This window comes from Roseateles sp. GW821-FHT09G09, from assembly GCF_059415965.1.
The window spans coordinates 1-15,121 of the sequence record NZ_JBWKOG010000012.1 but is presented as its reverse complement, the minus strand read 5'-3'; the positions used below and the strand labels follow the sequence as shown (position 1 = coordinate 15,121).

Below are 15,121 nucleotides of genomic sequence, written 5' to 3'. Positions count from 1 at the left end.
CGGCGTGGCGGCATGGCGGCGTGGCGCTACGTCCGCTCGGCGCCGCCGGGCTCGGCCATCTTCCGATGCTGCTCGGCCAGCAGTTCGGCCGGCGTCACGTTGGCGAGCAGCGCCTGGACCTTGTTCTTCCAACCGGCCACGACCGAACGCTCCCCCTCTTCCATCGCGTCGAAGCCGGTCTTGGCGACTGCTTCCGGCGGCTGCTTGCTGCCGCTGCCGACCTGGGTGTCGGTCAGCTCCGCGCGCCGGAAGAACTCGGTGTCCGTCGGTCCCGGCATCAGGACGGTGACGGTGACCTTCGTGTCCTTCAGCTCGTTGCCCAGCGCGTAGGCGAAGGAGTCGATGAACGCCTTCGTCCCGTTGTAGACGGCCTGGAAGCTCCCCGGCATGAGGCCGGCGATCGAGCCCGTGATCAGGATCTTCCCGGCATCGCGCTCCCGCATGGCCCGGCCGATGCGCTGGATGAGGTCCAGCGTGCCGGTGATGTTGGTGTCGATGACATGGCGCACCGCCAGGAAATCCTGGTCCAGGAACGCATGACCCAGGCCGTGGCCCGCATTGGCCAGCAGCGCGGCCACCGGGCGGCCGCCCAGCACCGCGTGGACCGCATCGACACCCGACGCGGTGGCGAGGTCGGCGTCGACGGTCTGCACGGTGACGCCTTCCGCGCGGCAGGCCGCGGCGGTGTCGTCCAGCGGGCGGTCCGCGGCGATGACCAGATCGTAGCCATGGCGCGCGCACTCGAGCGCCAGCGCCCGACCGATGCCGCTCGACGCGCCGGTGACCACGGCCAGCGGCCGTCCCGAGATGTCGTTGATGTTCATGGGGGCTCCTTGGAACAGGCGGGGCTCAGGCGCCGCCGGCCGGCATCAGCACCACCTTGCGGCAGTCCTCTTCCTTCTTGTTGAAGAGCTCGTAGCCGCGCGCCGCATCTTCCAGCGGCAGGCGATGGCTGATGATCAGCTCCGGCTTGAGCTCGCCGCTCTCGATGTGACGGAGCAAGCCGGGCATGTGTCGCTGCGCGTGCGTCTGACCGCTCGCGAAGGACAGTCCCTTCTCGAAGGCGTCGCCGAAGAGGAAGCCGTGGATGAAGCCCGCGTACACGCCGGGCACGCTGACGATCCCGCCGCGGCGGGTCGCGGCGATCGCCCAGCGCAGCGCCGTCCCGCTGGACCCCTCGAGCTTGAGCGTGGCCAGCACCGTCTCCACCGTGCTGCCCTTGGCCTCGAAACCCACGGCGTCGATCGACGCGTCCACGCCGCGGTGGTCGGTCTGCTCGATGATGAGCTGCGCCGGATCGTCGACCTGATCGAAGTCGATCGGCAGCACGCCGTACGTCTCCTTCGCGAAGGCCAGGCGATAGGGATGATGATCGACCATGAAGATGCGCTCCGCGCCGAGCAGCCGCGCGCTGGCCGCGGCCATCATGCCGACCGGGCCCGCGCCGAAGATGGCCACGCTGGAGCCCGGGGCCACCTGCGCGTTGAGCGCCGCCTGGTAGCCCGTCGGCAGGATGTCCGAGAGGAAGAGGACCTGCTCGTCGCCGAGCCGCGTGTCGGGGATCACCAGCGGACCGACATTCGCCTTGGGCACGCGCACGTACTCGGCCTGACCGCCGGCGTAGCCGCCGTAGAGATGGCTGTAGCCGAACAGCCCGGCGCCGGGCCGCAGGTCCTTCTTGTTCAGGATCGCGCCGCGCCCGGTGTTGGTCGTCTCGCAGGCGGCGAAGAGCTGGCGTCCGCAGAAGAAGCAGTCGCCGCAGGAGATGGTGAACGGCACCACGACGCGGTCGCCGCGCTTGACGTTGACGACGCCTCGGCCCACCTCCTCGACGATGCCCATGAATTCGTGGCCGAGGATGTCGCCCGACTTCATGTCCGGGATCTTGCCCCGGAAGATGTGCAGGTCCGATCCGCAGATGGCCGTGGCCGTGACGCGCAGGAGGATGTCGTCCTCCGCCGCGAGCACGGGATCGGGAACGTTCTCGACGCGCACGTCATGTGCGCCGTGGTAGGTGAGAGCACGCATGGCAGTCTTTCATTGGGAGAGGGTGAGCCGTGCTCATCAGGCAAGCCGGGCGCCCGCACGTCAGTACGCCGTCGCGCCCGCGCATCGGCGGGCGCCGCCCGTTCACCGATAAGCCGCTTCCGCCAGCGCGCACAGCTGCTCGCAGCCGATGGGCTTGCAGACGTGGAGATCGAAACCGGCGCTCGCGACGAGCACGCGGTCGCGCTGCTGGGTCCGGGCGGTCAACGCGACCAGCTTGGCGGGCACATGGTCCTCGGTGCCCCGGATGCACGCCGCCGTCTCGTAGCCGTCCATGCCGGGCATGTCGATGTCCAGCAGGACCAGGCTCGGTCGCAGCAGTTCCGCGAGAAGGACGGCCTCGGCGCCGTTGTAGACCGCGCAGGCGCAGAAGCCATAGGCGTCCAGCAGCGCGACGAGGGTGTCCGCGGCATCCACGTTGTCATCGACGACCAGGATGCGGCAAGGACCGCTCGAATGCTTGTGCTCCATGCCTGGACAGGGCAAGGCGCGCGCCGAGCCGCGTTGCTCAAGTAGCATCCCGCCCCATGAGCCTGATTCAAGCGTCGCCTCCCCCGTCCACGGCCGCGGACAGCCTGCGGTGGCTCGACGGCGGCGGCGACATGGGCGCGCGCATGCGCACCCTCGACTGGCGCGACCATCCGCTGGGCCCGCTGCAGACGTGGCCGCAGAGCCTGCGCTCCGCCGTCAGCATCTGCCTGGGCTCCCGCTTCCCGATGGCGGTGCTCTGGGGGCCGGGGCTGGTCATGCTCTACAACGACGCCTATGCGCCGCTGCTCGGCGACAAGCATCCCGGTGCGCTGGGTCGCAGCATCCATGAGGTCTGGACCGAGATCGCCGACGTCATCGCACCGCTGATGGCCGGCGTGATGACCACCGGCGAGGCGACCTGGATCCCCGACGGTTACCTCGCGCTGGAGCGGCACGGCGCCGCCGAGGAAACCTATTTCTCGTATTCGTTCGGACCGGTTCGCGTGGAGGACGGCAGCGTCGGCGGCATCCTTGCCGTCACGATGGAGACGACGCAGCGCGTCGTCGGCGAACGGCGGCTCGCCTTCCTCAGGGCGCTGGCCGAGGCCACCGCCGACGCCGCCGATGCCCGCGACGTGTGCGCGCGGGCGATGACGGTCCTGGGCACGGGCACGCAGGATGTGCCGCACGCCGCGCTCTACCTGCGGCAATCCGGCCATGGCGAAACCCGGGTCGCGCAGACGGCATCCCCGGTGGGACAACGGGTCGACTGGCCCGCGGCGCTCGGAGCCGACCTCGCCAGCGACCAGGCCGCGATCACCGGCTCGGTGCCCGGCTCAGTACCCGGCTCAGTGCCCGGCGCCATTCCTGGTGCGATCCCCGGCGTGATCGCCGTGCCGATCCAGATCGAGGGCCGGGCCGAGCGGCTCGGCACCCTCGTCGCCGCGCTCAATCCGCAGCGCCCGCTGGACGGCGACTACCGGGAGTTCATGGCGCTGATCGCCCGGCAGATCGCGCGGTCCCTCTCCGACGTCGACGCGCTGGCGCGGGAGCGGGCGCGCGTGCACGCGGAACAGGAGCTGCGCCGGATCTTCGAGCAGGCCCCCAGTTTCGTGTGCATCCTGAAGGGCCCGGACCATGTGTTCGAGTTCGTCAACCGGGCCCATCTGCGCCTGTTCAACAGCGCGGCATGGCTGGGCAAGCCCGCGCGCGAGGCCTTCCCGGACATCGCCGGACAGGGCTATTTCGAGCAGCTCGACGCGGTGTACCGGACCGGCCAGCGCTACGTCGCCTCGTCCGCCCCGGTGCGCTACCGCTACGCCCCCGACCGCGAGGAAGAGGAGCGGCTGCTGGATTTCATCTACGAGCCGATCCGCGACGAAGACGGCCGCGTCACCGGCGTGTTCTGCGAGGGCTTCGACGTCACCGCGCAGCGGCGCGCCGAGGTCGCCCTCGCGGCCGCGCTGCAGCAGGCGGAAGGCCAGCGGCGCCTGTACGAGGCCATCCTGGCCAACACGCCGGACCTGGCCTATGTGTTCGACCTCTCCCACCGCTTCGTCTATGCCAACGAGGTGCTGCTGCGGATGTGGAGCAAGACCTGGCACGAGGCCGTGGGCAGGAACTGCCTGGAGCTGGGCTACGAGCCCTGGCATGCCGCGATGCATGACGAGGAGATCGATCGCGTCGTCGCCACCGGCCAGCCGGTGCGCGGCGAGGTGCCCTTCGCCGGCGCCTTCGGCCGGCGCATCTACGACTACATCTTCGTGCCTGTGCTCGGCCCGGACGGCGAGGTGACCGCCGTCGCCGGCACCACGCGGGACATCACCGAGATCAAGGCGATGGAGGAGATGCTGCGCAGTCAGGCGGAGCAGTTGCGCGAGAACGACCAGCGCAAGGACGAATTCCTCGGCATCCTCGCGCACGAACTGCGCAATCCGCTGGCGCCGCTGAAGAACGGGCTGGAGGTGTTCCGGCGGCTGGCGCCGCGGGACGAGCCCGCCCTTCAGCGGGTGCAGGGCATGATGGATCGCCAGTTGGTGCAGATGGTGCGCCTCATCGACGACCTGCTGGATGTCACGCGGATCTCCAGCGGCAAGATCCGCATGACCCGATCGCGCCTGCCGCTGGCCGAGGTGATCCAGGCGGCCGTGGAGACCAGCCAGCCGGCGATCGACCAGCCCGGACACACGCTGAGCGTGACCGCGCCGGGCCGGCCCGTCTTCGTCGAGGCGGACGCGACCCGGCTCGCGCAGGTGTTCTCCAACCTGCTGACCAACGCGGCGAAGTTCACTCCGCCCGGCGGACACCTCCAGATCACGACCGAGCGGCAAGGCGCCGAGGTCGTCGTCACGGTCCGCGACGATGGCGAAGGCATCCCGCCCGACATGCTGTCGCGGATCTTCGAGATGTTCGTCCAGGTGGACCGCTCGATCGAGCGCGAGCGCAGCGGGCTGGGCATCGGGCTGTCGCTGGCCAAGGGCCTGGTCGCGCTGCACGACGGCAGCATCGAGGCGCGCAGCGACGGTCCGGGGCACGGCAGCGAATTCATCGTGCGGCTGCCGGCGGCGGCCGATGCCGAGCGGCCCGTGGACGTCGAGGCCGGCCCGGCCGGACCGGACACCTTCGCCGGGCGTCGCGTGCTGATCGCCGATGACAACGTCGATGCCGCCGACAGCCTGGCGTTGCTTTTCGAACTGATGGGGTCCAGCCCGCGCATCGCCCGGGACGGGCTTGACGCCGTGGCGCAGGCCGAGCGCTTCCAGCCGGAGCTCGTGCTGCTCGATCTGGGGATGCCGGGACTGGACGGCTTCGAGGCCTGCGCCAGGATCAAGGCCACGCCGTGGGGTCGCAACATGGTGGTGGTGGCGCTCACCGGCTGGGGGCAGGAGAAGGACCGGCGCCAGTCGCGCGAGGCCGGCTTCGACGGCCACCTCGTGAAGCCGGTCAGCGCGGAGGCGATCCAGGCGCTGATGGCGTCGATCGGCCCGGCGCCGTCCGATGGCCCGCCGGCCCCCCTCGTCGCGAGCCCAGACGCTGGGCATAGAGCCACGTGAACTCGGCGCCGACCAGGAACACCTGGGCCGAGTAGTAGACCCAGACGAACACCACGGCCACCGAGCCGGCCGCGCCGAAGCCGCTCGCCACGCCGGTCTTGCCGATGTACAGGCTGATCAGGATGCGCCCGATGGTGAACAGCGTGGCCGTGACCGCAGCCCCGACCCAGACGTCCGACCAGGCCACCTTCACGCGGGGCAGGACCTTGTAGATCAGCGCGAAGACCGCCATGGTCATGGCGAATCCGACGGCGGCATTGAGGCTTTGCAGCAACCATTCCCAGCCGCCGAACCAGCCGCCCCACCACTTGCCGAGCGCCGCGACCACGGCGCCGGTCACCAGCGAGACGAGCAGCAGGAAGGCCACCCCGACGATCATCCCGAAGCTGAGCAGGCGCGCGCGCACCAGCGCCCAGAGGCCGCTGGTCCGGGCGCGCACCGGCGCCCGCCAGATGCGGTCGAGCGCGTCCTGCAGTTCGCCGAAGACGGTGGTGGCGCCGATCAGCAGCACGGCCACGCCGAGCACCGTGCCCACGATGCCGGTGCTGGGCTTGCTGACGTTGCTCAGCACCTCCTGGATGCCCTTGGCGGCCTCCGGCCCCATGACGCCGTCGATCTGGCCGAAGAGCTCGCCGCGCACGGCGTCCTCGCCGAAGACCAGTCCGGCGATCGAGATGACGATCACCAGCAGCGGTCCCAGCGAGAACACGGTGTAGTAGGACAGCGCCGCCCCCATGCTGGGCGCGTAGTCGTCGATCCAGGCCGACAGCGAGTCTTTCAGCAGCGACCACCAGGTCCTGGGCGACCGGCCCGACCAGGAAGGCATCGAGGCGGCGGAGGCCGCCGGGGTGGCCGGGGCCGCCGGGTTCGCCGGGGTCACGGCTCCCGTGGTTGTCGCGGTGTCTGCGGCCTGCTCGGCGAGGCGCGTCGTGTCCGGGGATGAAGGGCTCATGCCTCCCCTGGGCAACGGACGCGCCCAGGAGAGGGGGCCGTCCCCGCCGGGGGGACCGACGACCGTTTGCCCATTCATCGCCTCCGGAACAGGATTGGGCAACACTCCGGCAGCTTCGTGCGTTGCCTGGATCCGGTCCGCGGCGAACAATCCGCTCCATCGACACGCATCCTCGTTCACCCCCTTCTGGAGCCGACAGCCATGAACAACTTCACCCTCAACACCCCCACCAAGATCCTCTTCGGCAAGGGCCAGATCGCCGAACTCGGACGGGAGATCCCCGCGGACGCGCGCATCCTGATCACCTACGGCGGCGGCAGCATCAAGAAGAACGGCGTGCTCGACCAGGTCCGCGCGGCGCTGACCGGGCGCACGGTGTTCGAGTTCGGCGGCATCGAGCCGAACCCGACCTTCGAGACGCTGATGAAGGCCGTCGAGGTCGTCCAGGCCGAGCAGGTCGACTTCCTGCTGGCCGTCGGTGGCGGCTCCGTCGCGGACGGCACCAAGTTCATCGCCGCCGCGGCTCGGTACGACGCCGCTCGCGATCCGTGGGAGATCCTGCTGACGCGCGGCGCCAAGGTCGCCGACGCCGTGAAGATGGGCGTCGTGCTGACGCTGCCCGCCACCGGCTCCGAGTCCAACAACGGCGCCGTCGTCAGCCGCAAGGCGACGGGCGACAAGCTGCCGTTCTTCTCGGCCCACACCTACCCGGTGTTCGCGGTGCTCGACCCGGTGACCACCTACAGCCTGCCCGCGCGCCAGGTGGCCAACGGCGTCGTGGACGCCTTCGTCCACACGGTCGAGCAGTACCTGACCTACCCGGCCGAAGGCCGCATCCAGGACCGCTTCGCCGAAGGCATCCTGCTGACGCTGATCGAGGAAGGTCCGCGCGCGCTGGCCGAGCCGGAGAACTACGACGTCCGCGCCAACGTCATGTGGAGCGCGACGCAAGCGCTGAACGGCCTGATCGGCGCCGGCGTTCCGCAGGATTGGGCAACGCACATGATCGGCCACGAGCTGACGGCGATGCACGGCCTGGACCACGCGCAGACGCTGGCGGTCGTGCTGCCGTCGGTGCTCGCGTACAAGAAGGAGCAGAAGCGCGCGAAGCTGCTGCAGTACGCGGACCGGGTCTGGGGCCTGCGCGACGGCAGCGAGGAACAACGCATCGACGGCGCGATCGCGGCGACGCGCGCCTTCTTCGAGCAACTGGGCGTGGGCACGCGCCTGTCGGCCTACGGCCTGGACGGCAGCACCATCCCGGCGATGATCGCCAAGCTGGAAGAGCACGGCGGCAAGGCGCTGGGCGAGCACCAGGACGTCCGGCTCGACGACAGCCGCCGCATCCTCGAAGCCGCTTGCTGAGCTGGCGCTGATTCCTCGCTGATCACCCGCTTTCGTGGCGCACGCGGCCTGCAGACCGCGTGCGCCCGAAGTCATTTGAAGCACCCATGGCGACTACCCTCAACGACAGCATCCGGCGGCGGATCATCGACACCGCGACCCGCTACAAGTCCGGCGCCTTCTCGACGCCGTCGCCGGTGGCGGGCGTGCGCATCCTCTATTCCGAGACGCCGCACCCGCGCACGCCGGTGCTGTACGAGCCGTCGATCGTCATCGTGGCGCAGGGCGCGAAGGTGGGGCATGTCGGCGAGAAGACCTTCCGCTACGACGCGGAGAACTACCTGCTGCTGACGGTGCCCCTGCCCTTCGAATGCCAGACGATCGCGAGCAAGCAGGAGCCTTTCGTCGGCGTGTCGATCGACATCGACACGGCGGTGCTCCAGGAGCTGCTGATCGAGCTGGAGGACGAGAACCTCGACCGCCCCGCGAGCCTGGACGCCGCGGGCGTCAACAGCGCGGCGTTCACCGAGGATGTGCTCTGCGCGATCGAGCGGCTGTTCGACGCGATGCATCGCCCGCGCGACGCGAAGGTGCTGGGCAAGCTCATCCTCAAGGAGATCATCTATCACGTGCTGTGCGGCGACAGCGGCGCGGCGCTGCAGGCGCTTGCCAACCGGCACACGCACTTCGCGCAGGTGACGAAGGCGCTGCAGCACATTGAATCCAACTTCGCCAAGCCGCTCAGCGTCGAGCAGCTGGCCGGGCTGGTGAACATGAGCGTTTCCGCCTTCCATCACAACTTCAAGGCGGTGACCAACACTTCGCCGCTGCAGTACGTGAAGAGCTACAAGCTGCACAAGGCGCGCTTGATCATGCTCAACGAAGGCGTGAAGGCCGGCGTCGCGGCGACGCGCGTCGGGTACGAGAGTCCGTCGCAGTTCAGCCGGGAGTTCAAGCGCTACTTCGGCGCCACGCCCGTGGATGAGGTGGCGAGGTTGAGGGCGTTCAGTCCGTCAGTGAGCTGATCGCGGGGTGATCAAAGCGCTGCGTGACATGCGGCCAGATCATTCTTAACAAGAACCAGATGCTAGGGTGTCATCTAGCGAGTTGCGTGCATCACAAGACGCGCCATGACCGGGCAACTCTTCGTCTAATTGCCTCGCCGCGTTGCGGTCGATGTGCATCTTTCACTGGCTGTTGAAGATTCGCAAAAAACGACGCAACACAAGCCAATGAACGCCGCATGCCGGGACGAACAGAAAAAGCAACACTTGCGCAAAAGACCACCCGCCAAGAATGCTGATCCGCTGAAGTCCCGCAGCCAGCAACAGAGTTGGCCCCATGCCGATAAGCCATTCGACCAAACTTACCGCGAGTAGATTGCTCGCCAGCGGCGCTCTACAGACTAGACAGTTGAAGCGAGGTTTAAAGAACGCCGCTACCGGCGTCGCGCCGCAATGCGGACAAACTGGACTCTTGGTCACTCGCATGCCCACTCCTGTGCTCCGCATTTTTGCCGCCTGACCCGGAATGCCGCCGGAAACGCCTCCGCTGAACGCCAGATTGGTGCTAGCGCGGGCATGATTGAAGCATCTCGCGCCATCAATGAAGGCGCAATATTCATCCTCCCATCACCCAGTATGTGAGGGTGAGTGCTGCCACCCAACTCGCAGCAATCCGCTGACTCCATTTCAAGTGTTGGCCTACGCGACGTGCTCTGACGGCGAGGTCAGGAGAAATGTCCGATGGATGCCCTCCTCGCTTCAATTGTTGATAGAGATCCATCTCGTAGTCGTTAAATCCCTCGCCCTCAGGTTGTCCCAGCTCACCTGTCCGCTTCTGTGCAATTGCAATATCTCGTCCGACGGACTTGAAAATCAATACTGCCCACATTGCATAGCACAAGGCAGGCGCTCCGGCAACAAGAGCAATCATCAGAGGATTCACGCGTGACCCTCCGATGAACTGCTTGGCTCCCGCTGTGTCGGCGCGAAAAAGCTGATAGCCATCGATCCATTGTCTCCACGGTAGATCACATTGCCGCCGAAGTTTGCGTCGTCGGACAGCTTTTCAACAAAGTGGACCGGATACCTGGAAGCCAAGATCAGTTGTGATGGAAACGACGCGCCAGACAGGTCGGCGTCTCGCAAGCAAGCCACTGCAAGGTTGGCACCAATGAGCTTGGCTTGCGTCAAGATCGCACGTTCCAAATCTGCATGGTCCAACGCGGCGTTCATCAATTTTGCGCGCTCAAAGTTGGCGCTTTTGAGAGTTGCGTGAGTAAAGAGAGCCCTACGCAAGTCTGCTTCGACAAAACTTGCCTGACACAAGTCCTTACCCTCAAGCATTGCGCGGTGAAGGTTCATGTCATCGAACCTTGCGCCGGTGAATCCTTGCACATTCACCTGAACTATCTCGCCTGTCTGACAAACAATGGAGATCATCTATTGCCCCAGTCGGAAGGATCAATCTTGATATTCTGCACAGGCTGCACCTTACTAGCTTGCGAAGGGGAAAGAGTTCCGGCGGTCTGCGCTGGCTCTTGGCTTACAAGCCTGCCAGCCACGTAACGATGATTGCCATCGACGATCACCTTGCCATCAACTTTGATTGCGGTAGCGGCTTCTCCTGCTTGAAGACGCCCAACATAGCTCTCGACGACTGGTTTCTATATCGCATTTTGCGTTGTATGAAGGTCAGAGCATTGCAACGCATCTTATGCCGATGAACTTTGCTGATTCAACAACAAGATTTTTCAGATAATCCATAGGGCTGAAATTCGGGTACACAGTATTGGCATCGGTAACGATCGGATCCACGCTCAGAAACCTGCCCGGGATCGAATCGTAGTACTTCTGCTGCATGTACTCGAGATCCGTCTCCGAATCCTGCACATGCCCGGTGAATCCGATAACGCTGGTGGCTTTGCTTGGCTTGGTGCCCGCGGCCGGAAAGCCGTAAGGCTCGAAACTCGTCTTGTTGAGCAGCGCACCCGCCTTGCTCGAATGCGCCACCGCACTGCCCAGCGCGTCGGTGTGCGGGTAATGCGTCACCCTGCCTATCACCTTCGCAATCTGCTTGCCTGCCAAGTAGACATACATCGTCTCCGACTGCTTGCGCCCGCCGATGCAGGTGCTGCCCGATAGCGTGCCGCTGGCGCAACTGTAGTTCGGCGTCGCATTGCTTGCGGTCGTCTTCGTGCAAGTGCTGCCGCTCAGCGAGTCTCCCGCGTTGCACGCCCACGCGCTCACCGACGCGCTGTAGGTGCTGGACGCCACGTGCGTGCAGGTGCTGCAGCTCAGGCTGTCGCCCGCATTGCAGGCATAAGTCGGCGTCGCACCGTAGGTGCTCGTGGCGTACTGCGAGCACGTCGTCCCGCTCAGCGAGTCCCTGCCGTTGCACGCCCAGCTCGCGATGGATGCGCCGTAGTTCGAGGAGATCAGGCAGCTGCTGCCCGACACCGTGCCGCTTGAGCAGCTGTAGCTCGAGATCGAGGCGGCTTGCGTGCTGGTGGTGACGCACTGGTTGCCGCTGAGCGAGCCGCCGCTCGGGCAGGCGTAGCTCGTCACGTTGGCGGCGAAGTAGCACGACAGGTTCTTGCCGCGTGCGTATCGACGTCAGGAACTCCCACGGGTAAGCGCTTTTGGCCGGCCGGAAGCGATCGTTTGCATTCGTAGATCTGGCTGTCAGTGAATCTGGATTTCTTCATGTAGAGGCTCCATGGCGTTGGATTCTCTACTTCCGGCTGGATCAAGATTTCGAGGAGGCTTCAATTCCCGCTGTCAGACTCTCCTGAGATCGGCCGGTAGGGCAAACCCTTCAGGAAACACGGTCGCGTCATCGATCAACGCATCCGCCAAGTTGGCATCAGCGAGACGTAGACACGCCATGTTTGCGCCGCGAATGTCTGCCCCGCGGAAATCTGCAAATGCAACGTCCGCGCCAGACAAGTCGGCGTTTCGCAATCAAGCCACTGCAAGGTTGGCACCAATGAGCTTTGCTTGCGTCAAGATCGCACGTTCCAAATCTGCATGGTCCAGCGCGGCGTTCATCATTTTTGCGCGCTCAAAGTTGGCGCTTTTGAGAGTTGCGTGAGTAAACAGAGCCCCACGCAAGTCTGCTTCGACAAAACTTGCCTGGGACAAGTCCTTACCCTCAAGCACTGCGCGGTGAAGGTTCATGCCATCGAACCTTGCGCCGGTAAATCCTTGCACATTCACCTGAAGTTCTTGATCTTTTAAATTGATTGTGGCTGTTAATGATCGTCGGCGCTGCACCCACACCTTGGACATCGTTCTTGTTCATCAAGCCAATTGAACCATTGCCCAAAGGTCTGCCTGGACATCGCCAACGGGACCAATCTCAATCTGCAGGAGGGGCAGCGGATCGAAAATACGAGCCAGGAGAAGACGAACAAAAGAAGAAGCGAAGCAAGAAGGCTCGAAAAGAACAACGCGTCAGATTCTGATCTAGCAATTGGCAAGATAACTAGCATTGCGCCTAAAGCGATTGAAACTCCTTTCAGTGCGCCGCTCTGCCTGCGCTGCAGCCTAGTCCACATAGCAATTTGTCATATCAAAACCATGCTTCATCGGCGTGCGCCAAAAGTTCTTGGAGCTGCGGGCGCCGATTGCTTCACTGCGCATTTGTCTCATTTTCGAGCGCGAACTTGAACTCAGGAAAACAAGGCGTTGACGAGTCAAGATAAGTGAAAACCATTGATCACTCTTCCCATTTCCGCGTCGGCCTACCATCCGAACAACTTCCTTGTGCAGCCCCAATTGTTGGGGTGAGGCCTCTATCGTTATATCCAGATAATGATATGTTGCCCCGGGATTTATGACCTGCGGAACGACTATTAGCATGTCCCAGACAAAGTTCGCCCCATCGGGTGTCTTAGGAGCGAAGCAAAGGAATTCACTAAAAGGTTGTCAAAGAGTCACTCGTTATTGTGTTTGTTTCCCGCGTGAAATGGTGCCTGCCGTGGGAGTCTAGTCATTGCGTCTCAACTACTAATACGCGAAAATTCTTCTGATTGAATTCAGAGATGCATGGCATCTCATTCGAGGCCTGATCTGAAATTGGGCTTGGTAGGCGTAGCCCAGCACGGCACCTAGAATAGAGCTTTGTAATGATTGATTAGCCACTCTTCCGATTTTAGTTTGATAACCCAATAATCGAACAATGCGGCAACCTCGCCGTGGTTAACCAACTTCACTGGATAGGTTATCTGCAGAAGTCGACTCTTCTCTTCCCAACCGGTTGTTTTGAAGAACGCATCGACAGTCGAAAGGTCGTTACCAACGGAGACTTGAAATATTCTTTCATTACGAGCGGCGGTAAGGACCCGACTTGCAAAGTAAGCGTCTTTTTGCGCCAAACTTTGCAAATAGAGGGATGCATCCGGACTCTGATTACGCACTTTTGTAGTAAGCGCATTTTCAAGTTCCGCAAGCTTTTTTTCGTCGATCATTCTGTAGCTCCGTATAGTCTATGGAACGATATTGTGTCCCTTAAGGATTTCAATATCTACGCGTGCCTCGCTTCCTTTGGAGCCTGGCACGTTGAATGTGGTGCTGCCAATTGGTCCAATTCCGCCGCCTGCAGCGACCTTATCAGCCCACGCGCTTGCAGCCGCGAAAGCCGGCGCCATACGAGTCTGTTCTTTTCGGGTCAATCCAGCTGCTGTAGCAGTGAGCGCAGTCTGCACGCTTGCTACCTGAATCGGAGCTGGTCCAACAAGTGGTACAGAAGTTTCGTTCTTGAGGGATGTTCCCTGCGCTTGCACGCGAACTACAAACGCATCCTTCCGCTCAACCGCTTTTTCTGAGGCAGCCGCTCCTGACTGACTTGTGCTCTTTGAGTCACCTGAGCCGCTTACCGCCGATACAGCCGCATTCAATCCCGTTTGCAACGGCTGCGACAAGGTATCCAGAACGTTATAGATTGCCTGACCCAATATTTTCATGTCGGCCGGAGGAGGAATTCCGGACCTTGGGGCAGGTCGTTCCTCGGGATCGCGCCCGTCCGGGTCTACCTTGGCATAAGGGTTGTTATCGACGTACGTGTAGACCCCGAAACCCTTTCCTGTATTGGCATCCGTTATGAGGGGATCGACACTCAGAAACCTTCCCGCAATCGGATCGTAATACCGCTGCTGCATGTACACGAGATCCGTCTCCGAATCCTGCACATGCCCGGTGAAGCCGATGACGCTGGTGGCCTTGCTCGGCTTGGTGCCCGCAGCCGGGAAGCCGTAGGGCTCGAACCTCGTCCGGTTGAGCACCGCCCCGGCCGCGCTCGAATGCGCCACCGGACTGCCCAGCGCGTCGGTGTGCGGGTACTGCGTGATCCCAGCTGTCACCTCCGCGATCTGCTTGCCCGCCAGATAGACATACATCGTCTCCGACTGCTTTCGGCCACCGAGACAGGTACTTCCCGAGAGTGTGCCGCTGGCGCAGCTGTAGTTCGGCGTCGCGTTGCTGGCCGTGGTCTTCGTGCAAGTGCTGCCGCTCAGCGAGTCTCCCGCGTTGCACGCCCACGCGCTCACCGACGCGCCGTAGGTGCTGGACGCCGTGTGCGTGCAGGTGCTGCCGCTCAGGCTGTCGCCCGCGTTGCAGGCATAACTCGGCGTCGCGCCATAGGTGCTCGTGGCGTACTGCGAGCACGTCGTCCCGTTCAGCGAGTCGCCGCCGTTGCACGCCCAGCTCGCGATGGATGCGCCGTAGTTCGACGGGATCAGGCAGCTACTGCCCGACACCGTGCCGCTGGAGCAGCTGTAGCTGTTCACCGTCGCCGCTTGCGTGACAGTGCTCGTGCACTGGTTGCCGCTGAGCGAGCCGCCGCCCGGGCAGCTGTACACAGGCTGCGCGCTGAACCGGCAGGTGATGTTGCGCCCCGAGCGGCTTGAGCTCGCGAACACCAGCGAGTAGGGATTCGCCGCCAGGCAACGGTCCTGGTCGCTCTCGTCGGCGCTGACGATCGCCGAGCCGATGCACTGCTGGCTCGCGTTCGGCGAGCCCAGGCCGTTGCAGGTGTACGAACTGATCGTCGCAGCCGCCGTCGTGGTCCTGGAGCACGTCGTGCCGCTGAGCGAATAACCGCCGGGGCAGGCGTACACCGGCGTGGCCGCCACGCTGGCGACGTGCGTGCAGGTGGACCCGCTCAGGCTGTCGCCGGCGTTGCACGCGTACACCGGCGAGGCGCCATAGGTGTTGGCCACGTAGGTGTGCGAGCAGGTGCTGCCGCTCAGGCT

Annotated in this window: 15 protein-coding genes; 3 read left to right on the top strand and 12 right to left on the bottom strand. The window is 64.2% G+C overall.

The window, feature by feature from the left end; translation table 11 throughout:
• Positions 1-26: 26 nt before the first annotated feature.
• From AC07O8_RS24955 to AC07O8_RS24945, 3 genes are all read right to left on the bottom strand, one after another.
• A complete protein-coding gene (locus AC07O8_RS24955; RefSeq protein WP_495050623.1) occupies positions 27-824 on the bottom strand; it encodes an SDR family NAD(P)-dependent oxidoreductase in 798 nt (265 codons plus the stop codon).
• A gap of 25 nt (positions 825-849) precedes the next feature.
• Positions 850-2,028, bottom strand: a complete 1,179-nt coding sequence (locus tag AC07O8_RS24950; RefSeq protein ID WP_495050622.1) for a zinc-dependent alcohol dehydrogenase — start codon at positions 2,026-2,028, stop codon at positions 850-852.
• Positions 2,029-2,130: 102 nt separating this feature from the next.
• Positions 2,131-2,517, bottom strand: coding sequence for a response regulator (locus AC07O8_RS24945; protein WP_495050621.1), 387 nt, complete (start codon positions 2,515-2,517; stop codon positions 2,131-2,133).
• A 56-nt stretch (positions 2,518-2,573) separates the two neighbouring features.
• On the opposite strand from AC07O8_RS24945, the gene AC07O8_RS24940 reads away from it, so the two are divergent.
• The gene (locus tag AC07O8_RS24940) at positions 2,574-5,570 is read left to right on the top strand and encodes a hybrid sensor histidine kinase/response regulator (RefSeq protein ID WP_495050620.1); all 2,997 of its coding nucleotides are present in this window, start codon (positions 2,574-2,576) and stop codon (positions 5,568-5,570) included.
• Here AC07O8_RS24940 and AC07O8_RS24935 read toward each other — a convergent pair.
• The gene (locus AC07O8_RS24935; protein WP_495050748.1) at positions 5,461-6,396 is read right to left on the bottom strand and encodes a YihY/virulence factor BrkB family protein; all 936 of its coding nucleotides are present in this window, start codon (positions 6,394-6,396) and stop codon (positions 5,461-5,463) included. The two genes, AC07O8_RS24940 and AC07O8_RS24935, sit on opposite strands and share 110 nt — an antisense overlap.
• 327 nt (positions 6,397-6,723) lie before the next feature.
• On the opposite strand from AC07O8_RS24935, the gene yqhD reads away from it, so the two are divergent.
• Both yqhD and AC07O8_RS24925 read left to right on the top strand, forming a co-directional pair.
• A complete protein-coding gene (yqhD, locus tag AC07O8_RS24930; RefSeq protein WP_495050619.1) occupies positions 6,724-7,887 on the top strand; it encodes an alcohol dehydrogenase in 1,164 nt (387 codons plus the stop codon).
• Between the two features lie 86 nt (positions 7,888-7,973).
• Positions 7,974-8,891, top strand: coding sequence for an AraC family transcriptional regulator (locus AC07O8_RS24925; protein ID WP_495050618.1), 918 nt, complete (start codon positions 7,974-7,976; stop codon positions 8,889-8,891).
• 162 nt (positions 8,892-9,053) lie between these two features.
• Here AC07O8_RS24925 and AC07O8_RS24920 read toward each other — a convergent pair whose 3' ends face one another.
• The 8 genes from AC07O8_RS24920 to AC07O8_RS24885 form a co-directional block, all read right to left on the bottom strand.
• The gene (locus AC07O8_RS24920) at positions 9,054-9,356 is read right to left on the bottom strand and encodes a hypothetical protein (protein WP_495050617.1); all 303 of its coding nucleotides are present in this window, start codon (positions 9,354-9,356) and stop codon (positions 9,054-9,056) included.
• Between the two features lie 130 nt (positions 9,357-9,486).
• A complete protein-coding gene (locus tag AC07O8_RS24915) occupies positions 9,487-9,813 on the bottom strand; it encodes a hypothetical protein (RefSeq protein ID WP_495050616.1) in 327 nt (108 codons plus the stop codon).
• Positions 9,810-10,310, bottom strand: a complete 501-nt coding sequence (locus AC07O8_RS24910) for a pentapeptide repeat-containing protein (protein WP_495050615.1) — start codon at positions 10,308-10,310, stop codon at positions 9,810-9,812. The genes AC07O8_RS24915 and AC07O8_RS24910 overlap by 4 nt, the downstream gene beginning before the upstream one ends.
• Positions 10,311-10,562: 252 nt before the next feature.
• Positions 10,563-11,435 (bottom strand): RHS repeat-associated core domain-containing protein, encoded by an 873-nt coding sequence (locus tag AC07O8_RS24905; RefSeq protein ID WP_495050614.1) that lies wholly within the window; start codon positions 11,433-11,435, stop codon positions 10,563-10,565.
• Between the two features lie 213 nt (positions 11,436-11,648).
• Positions 11,649-11,831, bottom strand: a complete 183-nt coding sequence (locus tag AC07O8_RS24900; RefSeq protein ID WP_495050613.1) for a pentapeptide repeat-containing protein — start codon at positions 11,829-11,831, stop codon at positions 11,649-11,651.
• A complete protein-coding gene (locus AC07O8_RS24895; RefSeq protein ID WP_495050612.1) occupies positions 11,832-12,158 on the bottom strand; it encodes a pentapeptide repeat-containing protein in 327 nt (108 codons plus the stop codon).
• A gap of 821 nt (positions 12,159-12,979) precedes the next feature.
• Positions 12,980-13,339: a hypothetical protein gene (locus tag AC07O8_RS24890; RefSeq protein WP_495050611.1), complete on the bottom strand. Its 360-nt coding sequence runs from the start codon at positions 13,337-13,339 to the stop codon at positions 12,980-12,982.
• An 18-nt stretch (positions 13,340-13,357) separates the two neighbouring features.
• The coding region (locus AC07O8_RS24885; protein ID WP_495050610.1) for an RHS repeat-associated core domain-containing protein at positions 13,358-15,121 on the bottom strand (1,764 nt) is incomplete at its 5' end.

What these genes read in the sequence shown, in the direction of transcription:
- AC07O8_RS24925 (WP_495050618.1), top strand. Translation starts at nt 7,974, where the DNA reads ATGGCGACTACCCTCAACGACAGCATCCGGCGGCGGATCATCGACACC.
- AC07O8_RS24935 (WP_495050748.1), bottom strand. Translation starts at nt 6,396, where the DNA reads ATGCCTTCCTGGTCGGGCCGGTCGCCCAGGACCTGGTGGTCGCTGCTG.
- AC07O8_RS24955 (WP_495050623.1), bottom strand. Translation starts at nt 824, where the DNA reads ATGAACATCAACGACATCTCGGGACGGCCGCTGGCCGTGGTCACCGGC.
- AC07O8_RS24945 (WP_495050621.1), bottom strand. Translation starts at nt 2,517, where the DNA reads ATGGAGCACAAGCATTCGAGCGGTCCTTGCCGCATCCTGGTCGTCGAT.
- yqhD (WP_495050619.1), top strand. Translation starts at nt 6,724, where the DNA reads ATGAACAACTTCACCCTCAACACCCCCACCAAGATCCTCTTCGGCAAG.
- AC07O8_RS24950 (WP_495050622.1), bottom strand. Translation starts at nt 2,028, where the DNA reads ATGCGTGCTCTCACCTACCACGGCGCACATGACGTGCGCGTCGAGAAC.
- AC07O8_RS24895 (WP_495050612.1), bottom strand. Translation starts at nt 12,158, where the DNA reads ATGTCCAAGGTGTGGGTGCAGCGCCGACGATCATTAACAGCCACAATC.
- AC07O8_RS24940 (WP_495050620.1), top strand. Translation starts at nt 2,574, where the DNA reads ATGAGCCTGATTCAAGCGTCGCCTCCCCCGTCCACGGCCGCGGACAGC.
- AC07O8_RS24890 (WP_495050611.1), bottom strand. Translation starts at nt 13,339, where the DNA reads ATGATCGACGAAAAAAAGCTTGCGGAACTTGAAAATGCGCTTACTACA.
- AC07O8_RS24920 (WP_495050617.1), bottom strand. Translation starts at nt 9,356, where the DNA reads ATGCGAGTGACCAAGAGTCCAGTTTGTCCGCATTGCGGCGCGACGCCG.
- AC07O8_RS24910 (WP_495050615.1), bottom strand. Translation starts at nt 10,310, where the DNA reads ATGATCTCCATTGTTTGTCAGACAGGCGAGATAGTTCAGGTGAATGTG.